Source organism: Pseudomonas sp. Z1-14 (assembly GCF_051132005.1).
Classification (GTDB): domain Bacteria; phylum Pseudomonadota; class Gammaproteobacteria; order Pseudomonadales; family Pseudomonadaceae; genus Aquipseudomonas.
The window spans coordinates 2,758,037-2,778,524 of record NZ_CP071646.1 but is presented as its reverse complement, the minus strand read 5'-3'; the positions used below and the strand labels follow the sequence as shown (position 1 = coordinate 2,778,524).

Annotated in this window: 8 protein-coding genes; all 8 read left to right on the top strand. The window is 63.7% G+C overall.

Annotated features, from left to right (window positions below; all coding sequences use genetic code 11):
• Positions 1-88 precede the first annotated feature (88 nt).
• The gene (locus J3P89_RS12600) at positions 89-12,520 is read left to right on the top strand and encodes a filamentous haemagglutinin family protein (protein WP_434697725.1); all 12,432 of its coding nucleotides are present in this window, start codon (positions 89-91) and stop codon (positions 12,518-12,520) included.
• Positions 12,521-12,877: 357 nt separating this feature from the next.
• Positions 12,878-13,480: a transposase gene (locus J3P89_RS12595; RefSeq protein WP_434697980.1), complete on the top strand. Its 603-nt coding sequence runs from the start codon at positions 12,878-12,880 to the stop codon at positions 13,478-13,480.
• A 26-nt stretch (positions 13,481-13,506) separates the two neighbouring features.
• Positions 13,507-15,111 carry a ShlB/FhaC/HecB family hemolysin secretion/activation protein gene (locus J3P89_RS12590; protein ID WP_434697724.1) on the top strand — a complete coding sequence of 535 codons (1,605 nt, stop codon included), beginning with the start codon at positions 13,507-13,509 and terminating at the stop codon, positions 15,109-15,111.
• Between the two features lie 17 nt (positions 15,112-15,128).
• Positions 15,129-16,928 carry a DUF2341 domain-containing protein gene (locus J3P89_RS12585; protein WP_434623662.1) on the top strand — a complete coding sequence of 600 codons (1,800 nt, stop codon included), beginning with the start codon at positions 15,129-15,131 and terminating at the stop codon, positions 16,926-16,928.
• 11 nt (positions 16,929-16,939) lie between these two features.
• Positions 16,940-17,365, top strand: coding sequence for an ExbD/TolR family protein (locus J3P89_RS12580; protein WP_434568441.1), 426 nt, complete (start codon positions 16,940-16,942; stop codon positions 17,363-17,365).
• 2 nt (positions 17,366-17,367) lie between these two features.
• Positions 17,368-18,072, top strand: a complete 705-nt coding sequence (locus J3P89_RS12575) for an energy transducer TonB family protein (protein WP_305501091.1) — start codon at positions 17,368-17,370, stop codon at positions 18,070-18,072.
• A 40-nt stretch (positions 18,073-18,112) separates the two neighbouring features.
• Positions 18,113-19,804 carry a putative porin gene (locus J3P89_RS12570; protein ID WP_305501089.1) on the top strand — a complete coding sequence of 564 codons (1,692 nt, stop codon included), beginning with the start codon at positions 18,113-18,115 and terminating at the stop codon, positions 19,802-19,804.
• Between the two features lie 15 nt (positions 19,805-19,819).
• Entirely contained in the window at positions 19,820-20,476 is a 657-nt protein-coding gene (locus J3P89_RS12565) for a DNA repair protein (RefSeq protein ID WP_434697723.1), read from the top strand.
• Positions 20,477-20,488: the final 12 nt, after the last annotated feature.

The following is a 20,488-nucleotide window of genomic DNA, read 5'->3' as shown; positions in this document are numbered from 1 at the left end:
TGTAACCGCCTATCCCCTATAACCAACGCTAGCAGCTTGATAGCACTGCGTTGCGCCCCCTTAGAGCGAACCCGAAAGGATGAGTAGGATGCTGCGCTGCAAACCCCAGACGAACCTGAATGCCCCACGTCGCGATGGCGAGTTGTCGATGTTGCGACTCAAGCCGCTGGCCCAGGCCATTGCCCTGCTGATGGTGGCCGGCAATGCCCACGCAGCGACGGCGTTCAGTTCGGCCTGGTTTGCCGCCAAGGGCGCGCCTCAGGCCGGCGGTGCGGGGCGACCTGCAACGGCGCAGCCAGGCATGCCGCCACCCCTGGCGCAGCAGCAGCGGGCCAATGCGCAGTTGCAGCGTTCGCTGACCAACCTCAACAACACCGTGGCCGCGATAGCCGCCCAGCAAGCGGCACAGGCGGCCGGGCGGCAAGCCGCGTTCGGCCAGTTACAGGTGGTGCCTGACGGTTTGGGCGAGGGCGGGCTCAAGGTCGATAACAGCCTGACCCAGGGCTGGCTCAACGCCAAGGGACCGCAGCAGACCCAGGACGGCGGCAAGACCACGGTGAAGATCGAGCAGACCGCCGACAAGGCGATTCTCAACTGGGAAACCTTTAACGTCGGGCGCAACACCACGGTGGATTTCCAGCAGCAATCGGACTGGGCCGTGCTCAACCGGGTCAACGACCCGCAGGCGCGACCGAGCCAGATCCAGGGCCAGATCAAGGGCAACGGCACGGTGATGCTGGTTAACCGCAACGGCATCATTTTCAGCGGCAGCAGCCAGGTCAACGTGCGCAACCTGGCGGCGGTGGCGGCGAACATCAGCGATGAGCAGTTCAGCCAGCGCGGGTTGTACGTCGATGCCACCGGCACCCAGCCAACCTTCACCGATGCCGCCGGCAAGGTCGAAGTGCAACGCGGTGCGCAAATTGAAACCCACCGCGCCGCCACTTCAACCGCAGGCGGTGGCTATGCCTTGCTGCTGGGTTCGGAAGTGGAGAACGCCGGCTCCATCATCACCGCCAAGGGCCAGACCACCCTGGCGGCGGGCGACAGCTTCTACATCCGCCGGGGCCAGGGCACCAGCGGCAACTTGCGCTCCACCACCCGTGGCAACGAGGTCGCGACGTCACTCAAGTCAGGCAGCAGCGCCGGCACCGTGATCAACAGTGGCCTGATCCAGGCCAGCACCGGCGACATCACCCTCACTGGACATCGCGTGCAGCAGAACGGGGTGGCGGTCGCGAGCAGTTCGGTGGATACGCGCGGCACCGTGCACCTACTCAACGCCGCGAGCGACAGCAGCGGCAGTGTGACCCTGGGGCAGGGCAGCGCCACGGCGGTGCTGCTCGACGCCGCGGGCGGCAGCGCCCTGGACAGCCAACGCAATGCCGGACCGGCCGGCCTGGACGGCACGCCGAACAACCTGATCACGGGCCAGTTCAACAACCTCAGCAGCGTGGTCGACCGCACCGACCAGTCGCGGGTCGAGATCGTCAGTGGCGGCAGCGTCGACTTCCAGAACGGCTCCATCACCCTGGCCACCGGCGGCCAGGTTGCGGTCAGCGCGGCCGGTCGCAGCCTGGTGCGCGATGGCGTGGTGATCGACGTGTCCGGCGCCATCGGCGTCAAGGTGGCGATGGAATCGAATTCCATCAAGGTCAACGTCCAGGGCAACGAACAGCGTGACGCCTCGGTCAACCGCGAAGGCGGCAAGTTGACCAACAACGACGTGTGGGTGGACGTGCGGGATCTGGTCTACGTCCCGGCGGGTACCAACGGTTACGCCACCGACCGCTGGTACACGGCGGGTGGGCTGTTGGAAGTCGGCGGCTATTTGGGGACCCGAGGTCACAGCGCCGGTGAGTGGGCAGCGCAAGGCGGCACCCTGACGTTCACCGGTAACGACGTGGTGACCCAACAGGCGGCGCAACTGAACCTGTCTGGCGGTACCCTGGATGTACAGAGCGGCTACTTGCGCCAGTCCTGGCTCAAGGGCCCCAACGGGCGTTTGTATGACTTGTCCAAGGCGCCGGGGGACATCCTCTACACCGGCATCTACAAGGGTTACGAAGACCACAGCCAACGCTGGGGCCAGACTGATTACTACTACAATCCGCTGATTGCCCCGCGCGAGCGTTTTGAAGCCGGCTACACCGTCGGCCGCGATGCCGGCAAGCTGGTGGTGTCGACCCGCAACGCGGTGCTGGAAGGTCAGATCGTCGGCGAGGTCTACCAGGGCGAACGCCAGACCCAAGCGCCGAACCTCAACCTCGACGGCTACCAGCAATCGCAGAACGCCGTGGCCCGTCGCGCGCAATTATGGGTGGGCAGCTACTCGCCGATCTATGACAAGACCAGCGGCGTGATCAACAGTGGCCTGAACCCAACCTTCGACCAGGTCACCGTCGGCAAGGTGGCCGACAAGCTTGCCGCGATGCTGGACCTGACCTCGGTGGTCGGCACTGACCGGCAAGGCAAGCTGGTGCTGGACAATGCGTTGCTCAATGGCTTCCAGCTCGGCGCGGTCAAGGTGGCGGCGGCTGAAGGCATCCAGGTCGACGGTGCACTCAAGGTCGCCGACGGCGGCGATATCACGCTTTATGCCCCGCAGGTCGAGGTGAACGCCGACCTGACTGCCCGCAGCGGTCGCATTGCCTTGGGTAACGTGCTCAAACAGGTCAGGACGGATAATTTCCAGATGGCAGACGTCACACTTTCACCCGCCACGGGACAGCGGGCGACGGTCACCTTGGGCGAAGGCGTCAAGCTGAACACCGCCGGGCGCTGGAGCAATCTGCTGCTCGACGGCAACGACCGCCAAGGCCTGCCGTTCATCAACGGCGGCAGCGTGTCCGTGCGCAGTACTGGCGATATCGATGTGCAGCAGGGCAGCCTGATTGACGTCAGCTCCGGCGCTGCCGTGATGGCCGATGGCAAGACTCGCGGCGGCAAGGGCGGTGACCTGACCTTGACCGCGAGTATTGGTGCATCGTCCGGTAACGGTGACTTGATCCTCAAAGGTGAACTGCGCGGTACCGGCGTGAGTGGCGGCGGGACCTTGAAGCTGGCGGCCAGCAAAGTGCTGATCGGCAACAGCAACATTCCTCTCGAACCTGGCACTTTGCAACTGGGCGGTGATTTCTTCGACAAGGGTTTCTCGGCCTATGACATCACCGGTAATCAAGGCCTGACCGTGGCCGACGGGACCCGGGTCGATGTGACGATGCCGGTGTACCGTTTCGGTGAGCAGGCTTTGACTCCCGGCAGCAACGCAGAACCGGCTGATGCCTTGCAGCGCTGGACGCCGGAGCTGTATCAGGAAGATGCGATCAAAGGTGTTCTCACCCAGCGCCACGGCGCGAGCCTGAGCCTCAGTGCCGGTACCGCGAACTCCAGCGCGGCAGACATGGCCAGCACGGTATTGAACATCGGGCGTGGAAGCGTGATCAGCGTCGATCCGGGACAAGGCATCGACTTGCGCAGCATCGGTCAACTGACCGTCAACGGCACCCTCAACGCCTGGGGAGGACGAGTCAGTCTCACCGAACTGAGCGTCAGCAACCCAGTTCGCAACCCGGTCAATGCCCAAGGCCATGGACGCTCCATCTGGTTAGGCGAGCAAGCGTTGATCGATGTCTCCAGTCGGGCCGTGACTGCCAAGGACATGCGCGGCCAGACCTATGGTCTGGTGCGTGACGGTGGCGAGATTGTCATTGGTGGTCAGATTGATGTCGCGAAAGGATCGGCTTCGGCGCCGGAATTGTTCGTGGTGATGCGCGAGGGGGCACGCCTGCAAGCGGATGGCAGCCAGGCAATGCTGGATGTTCCTGGCCAGGGACGCACATCGGTGACGAGCAACGGTGGCAGTATTTCCCTGGCGTCGGCCAATGGCCTGTACCTGGACGGCGAATTCAGTGCCCGTTCCGGTGGCACGGGGGCCGCAGGGGGAAGTTTGTCGGTGGCGCTGGAGACACCGTATTACCTGAAAAGCGCGGTCAATGACCGGGTCTTGCAGTTGCGTGAACTGGTACTGGGACAAACCGCCCAGGCGAGCCCGCTAAGCGACACCGCCGAGGCCTCGGCGGATGCGTTGATCTATGGTCATGGGCGTTTGGGTGTGGACCAGGTCCAGGCGGGCGGCTTCGACAGCCTGTCTCTGCTGAGTAACGGCATTATTAGTATCGGTGGCGACGTGTCGCTGTCCCTCGGCCAAAGCCTGAGCCTATATGCGCGTAGCTTCGGGTTGAGCTCAGCCGCGCCAGCCGACACCCGTGTTCAACTTAATGCAGCTCATCTGCTGCTGGCGGGGCCGGCGGCCAGTCTACCGAATATGGATTCCTATACCCGACCGCTGATCGAAGGCGACGTATCGCCACTTGCGAACAAGGCGGTGCTTTCCGTCAACGCCGACTTGTTGGATGTACAGGGCAATGTGAGATTCAGCAGCAAAGGCACGCTGAGACAGGCCAATGGCACCACGGTCGAGTTGGAGCGCGCCGGGTTCGACCTGGTCCAGTTAAGCAGCCGTGGTGATTTGCGCTTCCTGGCGGGATTCTCCAGCGAAGGATTGCCTACGGGCTTTACCACGCAATTAATGACTCCTTCGGACATGATCCTGCAAGCGGCGCAACTGTATCCGGCGACTGGGGTCGGGGCTCGGGTATTGGCGGGGTATAGCTTGAGTGGCACCTCTGCCTACGACCCGGCGCGCAGCTTGGTCATCGGGCGGACTACCCAGGTGACGCCTCAGGTACCTTATTCGGCATTCGGTCACTTACAACTGGGCAGTGCGAATATCGAGCAGGGCGGGGTGGTTCGGGCCCCGCTGGGGTTGATTGAGGTCGGCACCAACGACGGCACTAGCATCACTAGCCAAGTGGACTTGCTGCCGAACAGCCTCACTTCAGTCAGTGGCCTCGGTCTGGTTCTGCCTTACGGCGGTACCGTCGATGGTCAGAGTTATGAGTACGCGGGCAAGAAGGTGGTGCTTCTGGGGCAAGGGGCCATCTCCTATGGCAACGGGGATCTGAATATTGGTGTGATTCTGGGCGGAAAATCTGTTGTGGCCCAGGAAGGCTCGGTACTCGATCTTTCGGGCGGCGGTGATCTGCTGGGTGCCGGTTTCATTTCCGGCCGTGGCGGCTCCACCGACGCGCGCTTCAACCCGCTGGTGCAAATCGGTGCCAACGGCGGCTTTACTTTACCGGGCCTGTCCAGCAACCCGGTCTACGCCATTGTGCCGGGCAACCAGAGTGCATACGCGCCAGTGGCGCCCGAGGGCGGCGCAGTGGACCCCAGGACCGGACAACAAATCACCCTTGGCGCCGGTGTACCGGGGCTGGCCGCCGGTACCTATACGCTGATGCCGTCCACCTATGCCTTGCTGCCGGGGGCGTTCCGGGTCGAGGTCAACGGTCTGGCGGGTCAGGGTTCCACGGCGGGTGCGTTGCAGATGCGCAACGGCTCCTGGACCACCGCCGGGGTGCTGTCGGTGGTCAATACCGAGCAGCGCAACAGTCTGTCCAGCCAGGTCATCCTGACTTCGGGCGATGTGCTGCGTCGCTATTCGCAGTACAACGAAACCAGCTACGCCCAGTTCGCTGTAGCCGATGCCGCACGCCTGGGCGTGCCACGAGCCCTGTTGCCGGTGGACGCCAAGACTTTGAAGTTGAAGCTCGCGCAAGGAGCGGGAGATCAGGCGTTCTCCTTTAAAGGCATCGGCAAGTTCGCGCCTCAAAAAGGTGGCTACGGCGGTACCGTCACGGTGGTTGGAGGTAATGGGGCGTTGGAGGTCGTTGCCGATGGGCGCGGGGCCACGGCCGGCTTCGAGGGCGTGACCCTCAATGCCGAAAGCCTGAATGCCTTGAATGCATCACGTCAGGTTATTGGCGGCCAGTTCTTGACGCTCTATGGGCAGAGCGGAAACTACATCACGCCCTCGAGCAGTGGAGGTAGAACCTCGTCCAGAGTGATCTTGCGTGAAGGTGTTACGTTGGCGGCACCGGAGGTTTTCCTGCTGGCCAGCGGCGAGGTGTCGATGGAACAAGGCGCCGCCATCAATACCATTGGTCGTGGCGCGGCTGCCTACGATGCCCATGACGGTTTTATCTATGACCTCAATGTGAGTGGTCAGAACTTGCTGGCCGCCTCCAACGGCTTGCTCAACGTGTTGGCACCCTCATCGGGCAGCAGCGGCACCATCAACATCGGCGGCTGCAGCCTGACGCCATGCAGCGGCGTCACCCGAATTCATTCCGAGGGCAGCATCGTCGCCGCCACCGGAGGGAGCCTGGAATTGGACGACAAGGTGCGCTACGGCACCCGTCACCTGACCCTGGCCCTGAGCAATATCAACGTCGGCACCGCCCCGGCATTGAGCGACGCAGCGGCGCGTCAGGTCTTGCCGGCCGGCCTGACCCTGAGCCAGACCGTGCTCGATCGCCTGCTGCGCGGAGACACCGAATACGGCGCCCCGGCCCTGGAAACCCTGGAACTGTCGGCGCGTGAGGCGTTGAATTTCTACGGCACTGTCAGTCTCGACACCTATGACCCGGTGACGGGCAAGTCGCGGTTGGCCAACCTGATGCTCAGCACGCCGGCCATTCATGGCGCAGGCAGCGTCAACGACGTGGCGACCATTCGCACCGCCAACCTGATCTGGAACGGTGCCGTCGGCGCGCCGGGTTCGGTCATCGCCGGCGGGGCCGGCACCGGTGCCGGTCGCCTGGACATCCAGGCCCAGCGCATCGAGTTCGGTTATGGCGAGTTCGCCCAACCGAGCTCGATCACCACCCTGGACCGCCTGGCCCTGGGCTTCGCCAACGTCAACCTCAGTGCCAGCGAACGCTTGACCGCCAATCACAAGGGCAGCCTGGCGGTGTATCAGAGCCAGGGCGCCTATGACGCTAAAACGGGCTACGCCTACAGCGGTGGCAACCTGAATATCCTCACCCCGTTGCTGACTGGCGAAGCCGGTTCGGTCAACCGCATCACCGCGGGCGGTGCGGTCAATGTGACGGGCGCGACCGCTAAGCCGGGCACTGTCTCCGGGCTCGGGGGCGAGTTGTCCCTCAAGGGAGCGAGCCTCAACCTGGCCAGTGCGGTGGTGTTGCCCAGCGGCAAACTGACCCTGAGCGCGACGGATGACCTGACCCTGGCCGATGAGGCGCTGATCGACGTGGCGGGTCGCACGGTCACCTTCAACGATGTCACGCGCTACAGCGCTGGTGGCGAGGTGATCCTGCAAAGCCAGAACGGCAACATCCGCCAGGCGGTTGGCTCCAGCATTGATCTGTCGGCGCGCCACAACCAGGCCGGACGGCTCAGCGCCGTGGCCTTGGGCAGCACGGCCGGGGTTGTCGACCTGCAAGGACGAATCCTCGCCAGCAGCACTGGCGAATACGATGCCGGTGGCACGCTCATGCCATACCTGGCCGGTGGCGTGCAAATCCAGGCCCAGCGCCTGGGCGACAATGGCAGTCTCAGCGAACAGTTCGCCGCGTTGAACCAACGCTTGAGCGACGGCCAAGTGTTCGGCTCCCGCAGCTTCCAGCTCAAGCAGGGCGACCTGGTGATCGGCAACGAACTCAAGGCTTCGTCCATTGACGTGTCCCTGGACAACGGCAGCCTGTTGATCAACGGCACGGTGTACGCCAGTGGTGAGCGGGTCGGCAGCATTTACCTGGCTGCCAAGAATGCCCTGACCCTGGGCAGCGGTGCCGTGCTTGACGCCCATGGTCGACGCCTGCGGGTGGACAGCTACGGCAAGATCATCGACTCGCCGAACCGTGCCATCGTTGACTTGACCGCCAGGGAAGGTCTCCTGACCCTGGGTAACGGCGTGCGTATCGATTTGCGCCACGGTACCGAAGTCGCGCTGGGCAGTGCGTCCGGTATGAACGACGGTCGGCCTCGCGGGACGTTGCAACTCAGCGCGCCACGACTGAGTGGCGTGTCGGGGGGCGACGTGGCGATCGATGCCAGTGGTGCCCTGGACGTACAAGGCGCCCGTTCGATTGCGTTGGTTGCTACGTGGCAATACAGCGACGCGCCGCTGGTGAACGTGCCGGCGGCCAGCGGCAAGCCTTATCAGGTCATCAATCAGGCATGGCTGAAGGATGTGGTGGACCCCGACAACACCGCCTTTATCACCAACGCTCACGACAACAACGATCTGTTGCAGCGCAAACTCGCCGGGCTGAACAACAGCCGCTATCGCGACGTGTTCCACCTGCGCCCCGGTGTAGAGGTGGTGAGTGCGACGGCCGATGGCGACCTGGTGGTCCAGGGGGATCTGGACCTGTCGCAATATCGCTATGCGAGCCTCAATCCGCATAACGTTTTGGATGAAAACGTCTACGGCTCCGGCGAATCCGCCAGCCTGACGCTGCGCGCCGGCGGTGACCTGAACATCTATGGCAGCATCACCGACGGTTTTGCCCAGCCGCCCGCCAGCAACGATGACAAGGGCTGGGTGCTGTTGCCAGGCATTGATTTTGCGGCGGGCGATATCGTCGTGCCCGGCACTGGCGTGACCCTGGAGGTCGACACCGCGTTCCCGGCCGGCTCGGTGCTCAACTTCGACGTGCCGCTCAAGGGCGCGACCCTGGCTGCGGGAACGCGGTTGCCGGTCGCCGCCACGCTGGATCAGCCAATGGTACTGCCGGCCGGCACGGTGCTGGCCGCGGCGGTGCATGACGCACAGGGCAATCTGTTGTTCGCGGCCGGCACGTTGTTGGCTTCGACCCAAACCCTGCAGGCGGGCACGGTGCTCGGGGCGGGCAGCCTGCTGGGCAGCAGCGCAACGATAGGCAACCTGATCTGGCCCAAAGGCGTTGCGTTGCCAGACATTGAAGGCGCGAGTAACGGCTTGACCAACGTGCTGCGTCTCAGCAGCGCCCTGGCACTGAGTGTGGGTTCGAAAATTCCGTCAGGTACCGACATCAAGTTGCCGGCCGGTGTCGAGTCGGTGCAGTTGCGTCCGGAAGTGGCGGGGAGCAACTGGGCCATCGCGCCGATGCTGGCCGAGGGCTCGCAGTCCTGGTCATTGCGACTGGTGGCCGGTGCCGATACGCAGGCGGCGGACAGTCGGGTCGTACGGCCGGTGCTGGCGGGTGGTGATCTGCATTTGGCTGATAGTCACTACGGCACGTTCGGCGTGGCGTCGATGGTCTGGACCGAAGCAGGATCGCTGGATTGGTTCGGCGACACCAGCATGGTGGGGCTGCCGGTTGACTTTGAAGTTTTTGATTACCCCAACTTATGTGTCGACAATCCACTTCATTGTGAAGCTGGCGGAGCACCTGAATACGAGCCCGGCAGCCAACGTTGGAGTGTCATTCGCACCGGCGCAGCGGACTTGGAGCTGCTGTCGGCAGGTGATCTGAAAATGGACTCGCTGTACGGCGTCTATACCGCCGGCAGTTCAGCCAGCGAAACGTACGCCAACGACCCGTACAACCAACCCAAGGCGCGTGCGGCGGCGGGCAAGGTGCTCAATGATGCACTAGGTGAAAACGAGCAATTCGTGGATGGCGGTTCCAATAGTCTTTACCGCGCCTGGTACCCGGACTTTGGCGGCAACCTGAGTTTGAAGGTCGGCGGCAATCTGACCGGTAATAGCCTGGATGTATCGAGTGCGAGTATAGGGCGGCCCAATGGAGGAGACATTGGTTACGATACGGTCAACGTCGGTAATTGGCTGTGGCGTCAGGGCAATGGCTCAGTCGCAACCGGTACGCAGGCACAACCCACCGCTTGGTGGATCAATTTTGGTAGTTACACCGCCGCGAAGGACGGCAAGGCTGACCTGATGGTTGGGTTTACCGGTTTCGGTACTCTGGGCGGCGGTAACCTGAATGTTCAGGTCGCCGGCGATGCGGGGGAGTTCGAACAGATGGCAGGGAGTCGTCTTGTGCCAGGCAGCAACAGCCGCAGCCAAGGACTGGTTCTTGCCGTGGGCAGCACCGGGCGTGTGGGCGCTGATGGCAGCCTGCAATTGACCGGTGGTGGTGATCTCAACCTGCGTGTAGGCGGCGCCTTGAATCCCGATAGCGCGTTCGTCGACGGGCATCTGAACGGTGCGGTCATCAACCTGCGGGGCCACGCGCAGATCGACAGCGGTGCCATCGGTCGAATTGACCTGCGCTATGGCAACGTTGCTTCGGCACAGTCTCCGGGGGAAACGCGTGCGTACGACTCCTTCAGAGCCACACGTAGCCTGCCAACAGGCGGGCTGACCCTGATGCCGGGCGATGCCACGTTCGATCTGACAACTTCGGGCGACCTGGTAGTGATGGACGTAGCGGACCCTGGCCGGGCGCCGATGATGAGCGTATCGCCCTTCAAAGATGGCGCCACTAACGGATCCGGCGTGAGCTGGTTTTCGTTATGGACCGCCAACACGGCAGTTGATCTGTGGTCATCGGGGGGGAATCTGACGCCTGTGGTGCCAGAGGTCGAGACGGATCTGGCGGTGGTCTACCCATCGATCGTGAGGGCTGTGGCGGCCAATGGCAGCCTTTACTATGGCAAGTCCTCGGTATGGGATGGAACAGGTTATGACGGCAACAATCGTCCAGCCCTGTTGCTCGCTCCCGGCATCAACAGTGAGTTGCAATTCATGGCCGGCGATTCCATCTACGGCGGCGACATGTCGGTCAGTCGTTCCGGTGCATCCTCCGCAGCCCTGGCAACGCCGTTCAGGCCAGCCTTTGTGGGTATCGTCGAGACTGTCGAATCCGGTCCCGTCATAAAAGCCAGCAATCTCTCAGCCGATGGCAACCTCGCTCGCCCTAGTGCGAACATATTGCCGCTGTTTGCCTTCGACACCAGCAGTACCTCAGGCGAATGGGCCCTCAATGACGACCCTGCGCGCTTCTATGCGCTGGAAGGTGATTTGCTGGCTGTCACCAGCGGACGGTCGATGACATCGGCATCCGTTGGCAGGTGGCCAGGGCGAATCGCCTACGAAGGCGCCGGAGCTGTACGAATGATGGCAGGACGAGACATCGTCAGTAGCGGGATTCCACTGGGCGGCTCTTTGAGCAACAACTCCCAGGCAGGGGATTACACCAGCGCCGGCAACCTCTTCATCCACAACAACCCCACCGACATCTCAATCGTTTCAGCCGGGCGCGACATCCTCTACAGCAGCTTCAACGTCGCCGGCCCCGGCCTGCTGGAGATCACCGCCGGACGCAACATCCTGATGGATGACAAGGTCAGCATCACCAGTATCGGCGCCGTGGTGCCGGGGGATTCGCGCTCCGGGGCGAGCCTGGTGCTGCAAGCCGGCGCGGGCCTCGACGGCGCGGATTACCAGCGCTTCGTCAAGGCGTACCTGGACCCGGCGAACCAGGCCCTGGCCGGAGTCCCGCTGGCGGACCAGGATGGCAAGGTCGCCAAGACCTACGAAACGGAGCTGCTGAAGTGGCTCAAGGCGCGCTTCGGCTTCAGCGGCGATACCGAGCAGGCCCGCAGTTTCTTCGCGGCGTTGCCGGCGGAGCAGCAACGGGTGTTTGCCCGCGACGTGTACTTTGCCGAGCTCAAGGCCGGTGGCCGTGAGTACAACGAAGTCGGCGGCGTGCGCCAGGGCAGCTATCTGCGCGGACGAGAGGCGATCGAGCTGTTGTTCCCGATCAAGGACGTGGCGGGCAATGCGATCACCTACAAGGGCGACATCACCATGTTCGGCGGGTCAGGGGTGCACACCGATTTTGGTGGCGGCATTCAGATGCTCACTCCCGGTGGCGGGCAGACGTTCGGCATCGAAGGCAACGCGCCGCCGTCCACCGCCGGGGTCATCACCCAGGGTGAGGGCGATATCCAGTTGTATGCGAAGAACAGCATCCTGCTAGGGCAGAGCCGGATCATGACCACTTTTGGTGGTTCGATCCTCAGTTGGTCGGCTCAGGGTGATATCAACGCCGGTCGTGGTTCGAAGACCACCGTGGTCTACACGCCGCCCAAGCGCCTGTACGACACCTGGGGAAACGTGACCCTGTCGCCGTCGGTGCCGAGCACGGGGGCCGGTATCGCCACTCTCAACCCGATTGCCGAAGTGGCGCCGGGGGATATCGACCTGATCGCGCCGCTGGGCACCATCGATGCGGGCGAGGCGGGGATCCGGGTCTCGGGTAACGTCAACATCGCGGCGTTGACCGTGGTCAACGCGGCCAACATCCAGACCCAGGGCAAGTCCAGCGGCGTGCCGCTGGCGGCTTCGGTGAACACCGGGGCGATCACCTCGGCCAGTTCGGCGGCGTCCTCGGCCACGCAAGCGGCGGAAGACGTAGCGCGCCAGCAGCAGAATGCGACGCGGCAGAACCAGGCGTCGGTGTTTACCGTGCAGGTGGTGAGTTTCGGCTCCGAGCAGTTGGCGCCTTCGCGTGACGGGGCCAGCCGTGAGGCGCCACGCACCTATGATCCGGCCAGTCCGGTGCAGGTGCTGGGTGCCGGTCCGTTGGACGAACAGGCGCGGCAGCGGCTGACCGAGGAGGAGCGGGGGCGGTTGAGCCTGTAAACCGAGTCGCGGCCTTCGCGAGCAGGCTCGCTCCCACAAGGGTTGTTGTGCCTGGGCATCATCGGGCACCCATTACCCCTGTGGCGAGGGAGCTTGCTCCCGCTGGGCTGCGAAGCGGCCCCAATCCAGTCACCGCGGTGCGTCAGGCTGATCTCCAGCGGCCTTTTCAGGGCTGCTGCGCACCCCAGCGGGAGCAAGCTCCCTCGCCACAGCTGCGGCGCGATCTCAAATGAAGCTTTCATGACAAAAGTTCGGTAGCACATCGCCATTCCCGTCATGCCTGTGTGACGTGTTCGAGGGGACCTTTCAGGTCGTTTGGAGCCGGGGCGCGAAGCCGGGAGTGAGGCAATGGGGACTATGGAACGTTATTCGAAAGTGGGCATGCAGGAGCTGGACCAGCGGCTATCGAAGATCGTCGAGGCGGCGCGCAAGCAGCCGGTCTCGGTGTATCGCTACGGTGCGCCGTGGGTCTGGATCGTTTCCCAGGATGACTGGCAGGGCGCGCTCAAGGAAGTGTCCAGCTACATCCCCCAGGGCCACTCCCTGGTGCTGTTACGGCCACAGATCGACGACTTGCTGGCCGAACACCGCGACGTGCTGCAGGGCCTCAACGCCGATGCCGGCATGCTCATCGCGCCGCAGACGGCCATGCACATCCTGCTGCTGCAACTGCTCTATTCGGTGCCCAGCGAACAGCACCTCTACGAACAACTCAATTACAACCTGCTGTTCCGCTGGTTCGTCGGCCTGGACCTGAACCAGAAGGTCTGGAGCTTCAACGTGCTGAGCAAGGACCTCGCCACGCTGCTGGGCGATGCGCGGGCCGTGCGGCTTATCCAGAAAATCATCGGTGAAGTGTTCTGTGGCGCCTTGCTGCAAATGCCCGAGTTCTCCTTGAACTTCGCGCTGCTGCACACCTGGCTGGCCCGGCACGCCACGACATCGACCGCAAGCAATTGAGCCGTACTTTGAATTCAGGGGGTGGTGTGGAGCATTTTTTCAAATCGCGGCCGGCGCTGTGGGGCTGGCTGCTGTTGGCGGTCGGGGGGCCGTCGGCATTCGCGGCAGAAGGAGCGTCGGAAGCCGAAGCGGCACCGGCTCGCCTGGTGGACGTGAACGAGTACTTCGTGCGCGGCAACACGGTGCTGGATGCCCGCGCGATCGAGGAAGCAGTCTATCCGTTCCTCGGTCCGCAAAAGACTTTGAACGACATCGAAGGCGCTCGCGAGGCGCTGCAAAAGGTCTATCAGGCTCGCGGCTACCAATCGGTGTTCGTCGAACTGCCAGAACAGAAAGTCGAGGACGGCATCGTCTACCTGCAAGTCAGCGAGACCAAGATCGGCCGCGTGCGGGTGGTCGGTGCCAAGCACTATTCGCCGGTGGAAATCCGCGAAGATGTGCCGGCGCTCAAGGAAGGCGAGGTACCGGACTTCGCCCAGGTCCAGACCGAGCTGGCGCAGTTGAACAAGACCCCGGGACGCCAGGTCATGCCGCTGGTGCGCGAAGGCCAGCGGCCCGGCACCATGGACGTGGACTTGCAGGTCGAGGACCAGGACCCCTGGCAAGCCAGCCTGGGCCTGAACAACGACTACAGCGCCGACACCGAGAAGCTGCGCACGGTCGCCAGCCTCGGCTACAACAACCTCTGGCAACTGGGTCACAGTATTTCGCTGACCTTTTTCACCGCGCCCCAGGACACCGAAAACGCCAAGGTCTGGTCGGGTTCCTACACCGCGCCACTGAGCGAGCGCTGGAGCGTGCAGTTCTCCGGCTACCAGTCCGACAGCAACGTGGCGACCGTCGGCGGTAGCAATGTGTTGGGCAAGGGCCACTCCTACGGTGTGTCGGCGATCTACAGCCTGCCGTCCAGTGGCGCATGGGCCAACAGCTTTTCGGTCGGGGTGGATTTCAAGGACTTCGACGAAGAGCTCAACCTGGGCGGTGCCAGCGACAAGGCACCGCTCAAGTACGCGCCGTTCACCTTCGCCTACAACGGTTTCCGCTACACCGAAACCAGTCAGTTGGGCCTGGGCCTGAGCCTGGTGGCAGGCACCCGTAGCCTGCTGGGTTATGGCAGCGACGACGAGGAGTTCGACTACAAGCGCTACCGCGCCAGCCCAAGCTTTGCGGTGCTCAAGGGCGACGGCAATTACACCTTCACCTTCGGCAACGACTGGCAGACTGCCTCGAAGGCCGCCTTCCAACTGGCCTCCGGGCCGCTGGTCTCCAACGAACAGTTCTCCGCCGGCGGTGCCACGTCGGTACGCGGCTACCTGGCCGCCGAGCGCACCGCTGACGACGGCTACCTGTTGTCCCAGGAGCTGCGCACGCCGTCGCTGGCCAGGTTTCTCGGCAGCTATGTCCAGGAGTGGCGCTTCTATGCCTTCGCCGAGGGCGCGCAGCTGTACCTGCGCGACGAACTGCCCGACCAGGATCCCGATTACAGCCTCGCCAGCGTCGGCCTCGGCACCCGCGCAAGCCTGAGCAAATGGCTGTCCGGGAGCCTCGATTGGGGCTTTCCGCTGCTCGACGGGCCGAACACCACGAAACAGGAATCGCGCCTGCACTTCAACCTGCAAGCGACGTTTTGAACCCAGGAGTCATGTCCATGCAACGCTTATTCATACCGCTGTTGATCTGCCTGGGGCTGCTGCTTCCGGCGACCGCCAACGCCTGGTGGCAGGATGACTGGCACTACCGCAAACAGATTTCGGTGGACACCACGCCGCAAGGCGCGGCCATCGCCCAGGCCTTGGGCCGCACGGCGTTGCTGGTGCGCCTGCACACCGGCAACTTCACCTTCGACGGGGTCAAGGAGGATGGTTCGGACCTGCGCTTCGTCAGTGCCGACGACAAGACCGTGCTCAATCACCAGATCGAAAGCTTCGACCCGTTGATGGGCATGGCCCTGATCTGGGTCGATGTGCCGAACGTGGAAGGTGGCCAGCGCCAGGATCTGTGGATGTACTACGGCAACCAGAAAGCCCCGGCCACCGCCAGCGGCCAACTGGCCTTCGATCCGGACTACACCGCGCTGTATCACTTCGATGGCGCCACCGGCATTCCGCCACGGGACACCACGGCTTACGGCAACAACGCCCAGGGCGCGGCGGGCGTGAGCATCGACGGCGTGATCGGCCGGGCCCTGCAGTTCAACGGCCAGCCACTGTTGCTACCAGCCAGCCCGTCGCTGCAACACACCGCTGGGGCCGCGTTCACCTTCAGCACCTGGCTGCGCCAGGACCAGGCCAGCGGCGAGCAAGTCGTCCTGGCCCGTCGCGAAGCTGCCGCCAGTCTGTTGGTTGGGGTCAACCAAGGGGTGCCGTTCGTAGCGATCAATGATCAGCGTGCGGTCTCGACCCAGCCGCTGAACCCCGGCCAATGGCAGCACCTGGCATTGACCGCCTCGGGTGATCGAGTCGTGCTGTACGTCAACGGCCGCGAAGCCGCGAGCCTGGCGCTGGCGATGCCGGCGTTCAATTCGCCGATCGCCTTGGGAGCAGACGTTGCCGCCGGCACCTTCGCGCCGTTCAGCGGGGCCATGGACGAGGCGCGCCTGTCCAAGGTCGCCCGGCCCGCGCCGCTGCTCCTGGCCGATGCCAACGCCCAGGGCGCCGAATCGAAACTGGTGGCCTACGGTGTCGATGAAGAGCAATCCGGCTTCGGTTTCGGCAGCCTCGGTTTCCTGCTCAACGCGGTGCCGCTGGACGCCTGGGTGATCATTGCCGTGCTGGTGCTGATGATGTTCCAGTCGTGGGTCATCATGATTCGCAAGAACCGCATGGTCAGTCGTCTCAGTGCCGCCAACGAAGCGTTCCGCGAGCAGTTCGCCCGGATCGGCACGCGCCTGGAAATGTTCGCCGACGACCAGGAACTTGCCCAGCGCCTGCAACACTCGTCCCTGTGGCGCCTGTACCTGGTGGCGGTCAAGGAGATCCGCACCCGCCGCGAGCAGGGCGCCGACACCTCGACCGTCTCGGCCGCCACCATCGAGGCGATCCGCTGCTCCATGGACGGCGTGCGTACCCGCGAAAACCAGGCGCTGAGCTCGAAACTCTCGACCCTGTCCAACGCCATCGCCGGCGGCCCGTACATCGGCCTGCTCGGCACCGTGCTGGGGATCATGGTGGTGTTCCTCGGCACGGCCATGGCCGGTGACGTCAACATCAACGCCATCGCCCCAGGCATGGCCGCCGCGTTGCTGGCCACCGCCATGGGCCTGTTCGTCGCGATCCCGGCGCTGTTTGGCTACAACCGCCTGATCACCCGCAACAAGGAAGTCAGCGCCGACATGCGGGTGTTCGTCGACGAGTTCATCACGCGTTTGGCGGAGATGCACGGCGAAGGCCAGTCCGGCGAAGCGGCTCATCGCCGTGACCATCACGTCCAATCGTCCGTACCGGCCTGAGGAGCATCGCCATGGCTAGCGTAAATACGTCACACGATGACGACGATGATGCAGCGGTCGACAGCATCAACGTCACGCCGCTGGTGGATGTGCTCATGGTGGTGCTGGTGATGTTCATCCTCACCGCCACGGCGCAGGTCTCGGGCATTCAGATCAACCTGCCCAAGGCCAGCGCCTCGGTGTCGTTGTCCGAGGCCAAGACCAAGGCGATTTCGGTGAATGACGGTGGCCAGGTATTCCTCGATGCCTACCCGGTGACCCTGGCCGAGCTGGAGGAGCGCCTGCGCATCGAGAAGGCCCAGAGCCCGGACTTCCCGGTGATCGTGCGCGGCGACGCCACGGTGCAGTACCAGAAAGTCATCGAGGTGCTGGACCTGTTGCGGCGCCTGGAACTGTCCCAAGTCGGTCTGGTGACCGGCAAACCGAGCCAGGGCTGATCATGACCGCCAGACTTCCCGTCAACCCGCCCCCCGTGAAGCGCTCGCCGCTGCGCCTGCTCAAGTGGGCCGCCGGCCTGGCGCTGGCTGGCCTGGCGGCCTGGCTGCTGTGGCAATGGGCCAACGACATGAGCGGCGTGCGCCGTGAAGCGCCGAAGGTGCCGACCATCATCCCGCTGCCGCCACCACCGCCGCCGCCCCCGGAAAAACCCAAGGAGCCGGAACCCAAGGTCGAGGAAAAAGTGCCCGAGCCCGAACCGACCCCGGAGCCCGAAGAGGTCAAGCCCGAGGAGGAAGCGCCGCCGTCGCCGGTGGATGACCTGGCCAACCCGATGCAGATGGACGGTGACGCCCAGGCCGGCAATGACGCTTTCAACATTGGCGCGGGCAAGGGCGGCGGCATGGCCGGGGCAGGGGGCGGACGCCTCGGCAACGGAACCTATAGCCAGTTTCTGGCGTTCACCTTCCAGCGCTTGCTGCGGGAGAACCCTGACTTGCGCAGCCTGGCGTTTTCGCTGCAGGCCGACGTCTGGCTCAGCGCGGTGGGGGAGATCACCCGTGTCGAGCTGGTCAAGTCCAGCGGCAACCCGCAGGTGGATGAGCAAGTGATCGCCGCCCTGCGTGCCGCGCCGCATTTGAGTGAACGGCCTCCGGCCTCCCTGACTTTGCCCGTGCGCCTGTCCCTGCAGGGACGGCGTCCGGGTTAACCCGAATTCTTGAAAGTTTGCCAACAGGAGTTGTGTGCAGATGATTGCCAATGTGAATCGATTGTCGTGGGCGGTCGGCCTGGTTGTCTTGAGCCTGGCCGGGCACGCGTCGGCAGCCCCGGCGCCTTCGGAGAACGCCACGATCAATCTGATCCGCCTGCTGGTGCAGCAGGGCGTACTGAAGCAGGACCAGGCCGATGGCCTGATCGCCCAGGCCGAGCGCGAAGCCGTGCAGGCCCGTCAGGCTGCCACTGCCGTTGCCGCCGCACCCGCCGGTGCGCCCGGGGATGTGCGGGTGCAGTACGTGCCGAACATCGTGCGTGAGCAGATCCGCGACCAGGTCAAGGCCGAAGTCATGGCCACCGCCAAGAAGGAAAACTGGGCCCAGCCCAACACTTTCCCGGATTGGGTCTCGCGCATCAGTTTTGATGGCGATATCCGTCTGCGGGACGAATCGCGCTATTACTCGGGCACCAACAGCAACCAGATCGTCGACTTCGCTCGCCTCAACGACCGCGGCCCCTACGACGTCAACCCCAACAGCAGCTCGAACCTGCCGCCCTTGCTCAATACCCGCGAGGACCGCGAAAACCTCTTCCGCCTGCGGGCGCGCCTGGGCATGAAGGCGGTGATCGCGCCCGAGTGGACCGCGGGCATCCGTATCGGCACCGGCTCGGATAACAATCCGGTGTCCACCACCCAGACCCTCGGTGGCGGCTTCGGCAAGAAAGACATCTGGCTCGACCAGGGTTACCTGACCTGGAAGCCCTCGGACGAGTTGACCCTGACCGGCGGGCGTATCGCCAACCCGTTCTACTCCACCGACCTGCTGTACTCCGGCGACCTGAACTTCGATGGCGTGGCGGCGATTTTCAACCGCAAGCTCAGCCAGGACTTCGGCCTGTTCGGCACCGTCGGCGCGTTCCCGGTTGAGTACACCAACGACACCAGCACCAGCAACGGCACGGACAAGGAAGAGAGCGACAACAAGTGGCTGTACGGCGCGCAACTGGGCGCCAACTGGGCAATCAACGACAGCAACCGCGTCAAGGGTGCGCTGGCCTATTACCGCTTCGACGACATCGAAGGCCAACGCTCGTCGCCGTGCGAGCCCTGGGCCGGTGACCCGGGCTGCGACACCGACGGCTCGCGCGTGGCGTTCATGCAGAAGGGCAACACCGTGTTCCTGCTGCGCGACATCACGCCCAATCCGCTCAATCCGTCTGCCACGCCACAGCCGCAATACGTCGGCCTGGCCTCGGAGTTCAACCTGCTGGACCTGAACCTGGCGTGGGACACCGATCTGCCGGAAGACCTGAAGCTGCGCAGCCAGGCGCATTACGTGCATAACCTCGGTTATGACGAAGGTGAAATGCGCAAACGTTCGGAAGGGCAGTTCGCCAACAATCTCGATGAGAACGGTGAAGTCGAGAGCGGAGCCAACGCCTGGATGCTCCAGTTCACCCTGGGTAACTCCCTGGAACTCAAGCGCCAGGGCGACTGGAACATGTTCGCCGGCTACAAATATATCCAGCCGGACGCCTTGCCGGACGGCTTCAACGATTCCTCGTTCCACTTGGGCGGCACCAACGCCAAGGGCTATTTCCTGGGCGGCAACTACGGCCTGGCGAGCAACGTCTTCGCCACCGGTCGCTGGCTGAGTTCCGAAGCGGTGTACGGCGCGCCGTACGACATCGATGTCCTGCAGCTTGAAATCAACACGCGCTTCTAAGCGCCGGGAGGCCTCATGAAAAGGCGAGCCATCAACCCTTGTCCTTCAGCGTTGCTGCTGGGCCTGCTGCTCAGTCCGTTATTGATCGGCAGCGCCTACGGCGAAGGCCTGGAAGAACGCCTGCGCACGCAACTGCGCAGCACCACCGCCCAGTTGCAGACGTTGCAGAGCGAACAGGCCCAGGCCAGCGTCGCCCGCCAGGCGGCGGAAAACCGCGCCAAGGAAGCCGAGGCGCAGGTCAAGCGTCTGACCGCCGAACTCGCCAAGGCGCAAGGCCTGGTCGAACAACTGGCCGGGCGCCAGGAAAGCCTGCAAAGCCAGGCCCAGGCCCAGGCCGCGGCCAGCCATGAGCAGATCGGCAAGTTCAAGAAGGCCTACGACGAGCTGCTGGTCATGGCCCGGGGCAAGGAAACCGAACGGGCCCGTCTCGAAGCCCGGTTGCATGAACGTGACACACAAGTGCAGCAATGTTCGGTCAAGAATCAGCAGATGTACGACGTCGCCAAGGAACTGCTGCACGCCTACGAAACCATCGACGTGACCGACATCATGAAGATCCGCCAGCCCTTCGCCGGCAAGGCCCGGGTACGTTTCGAAGAGTTGGCCCAGGGTTTTGGCGATGATCTCTACAAGAACCGTTTCGATGCGCCCCAGGCCTCGATCACCCATTGATTGCGCAAGGAA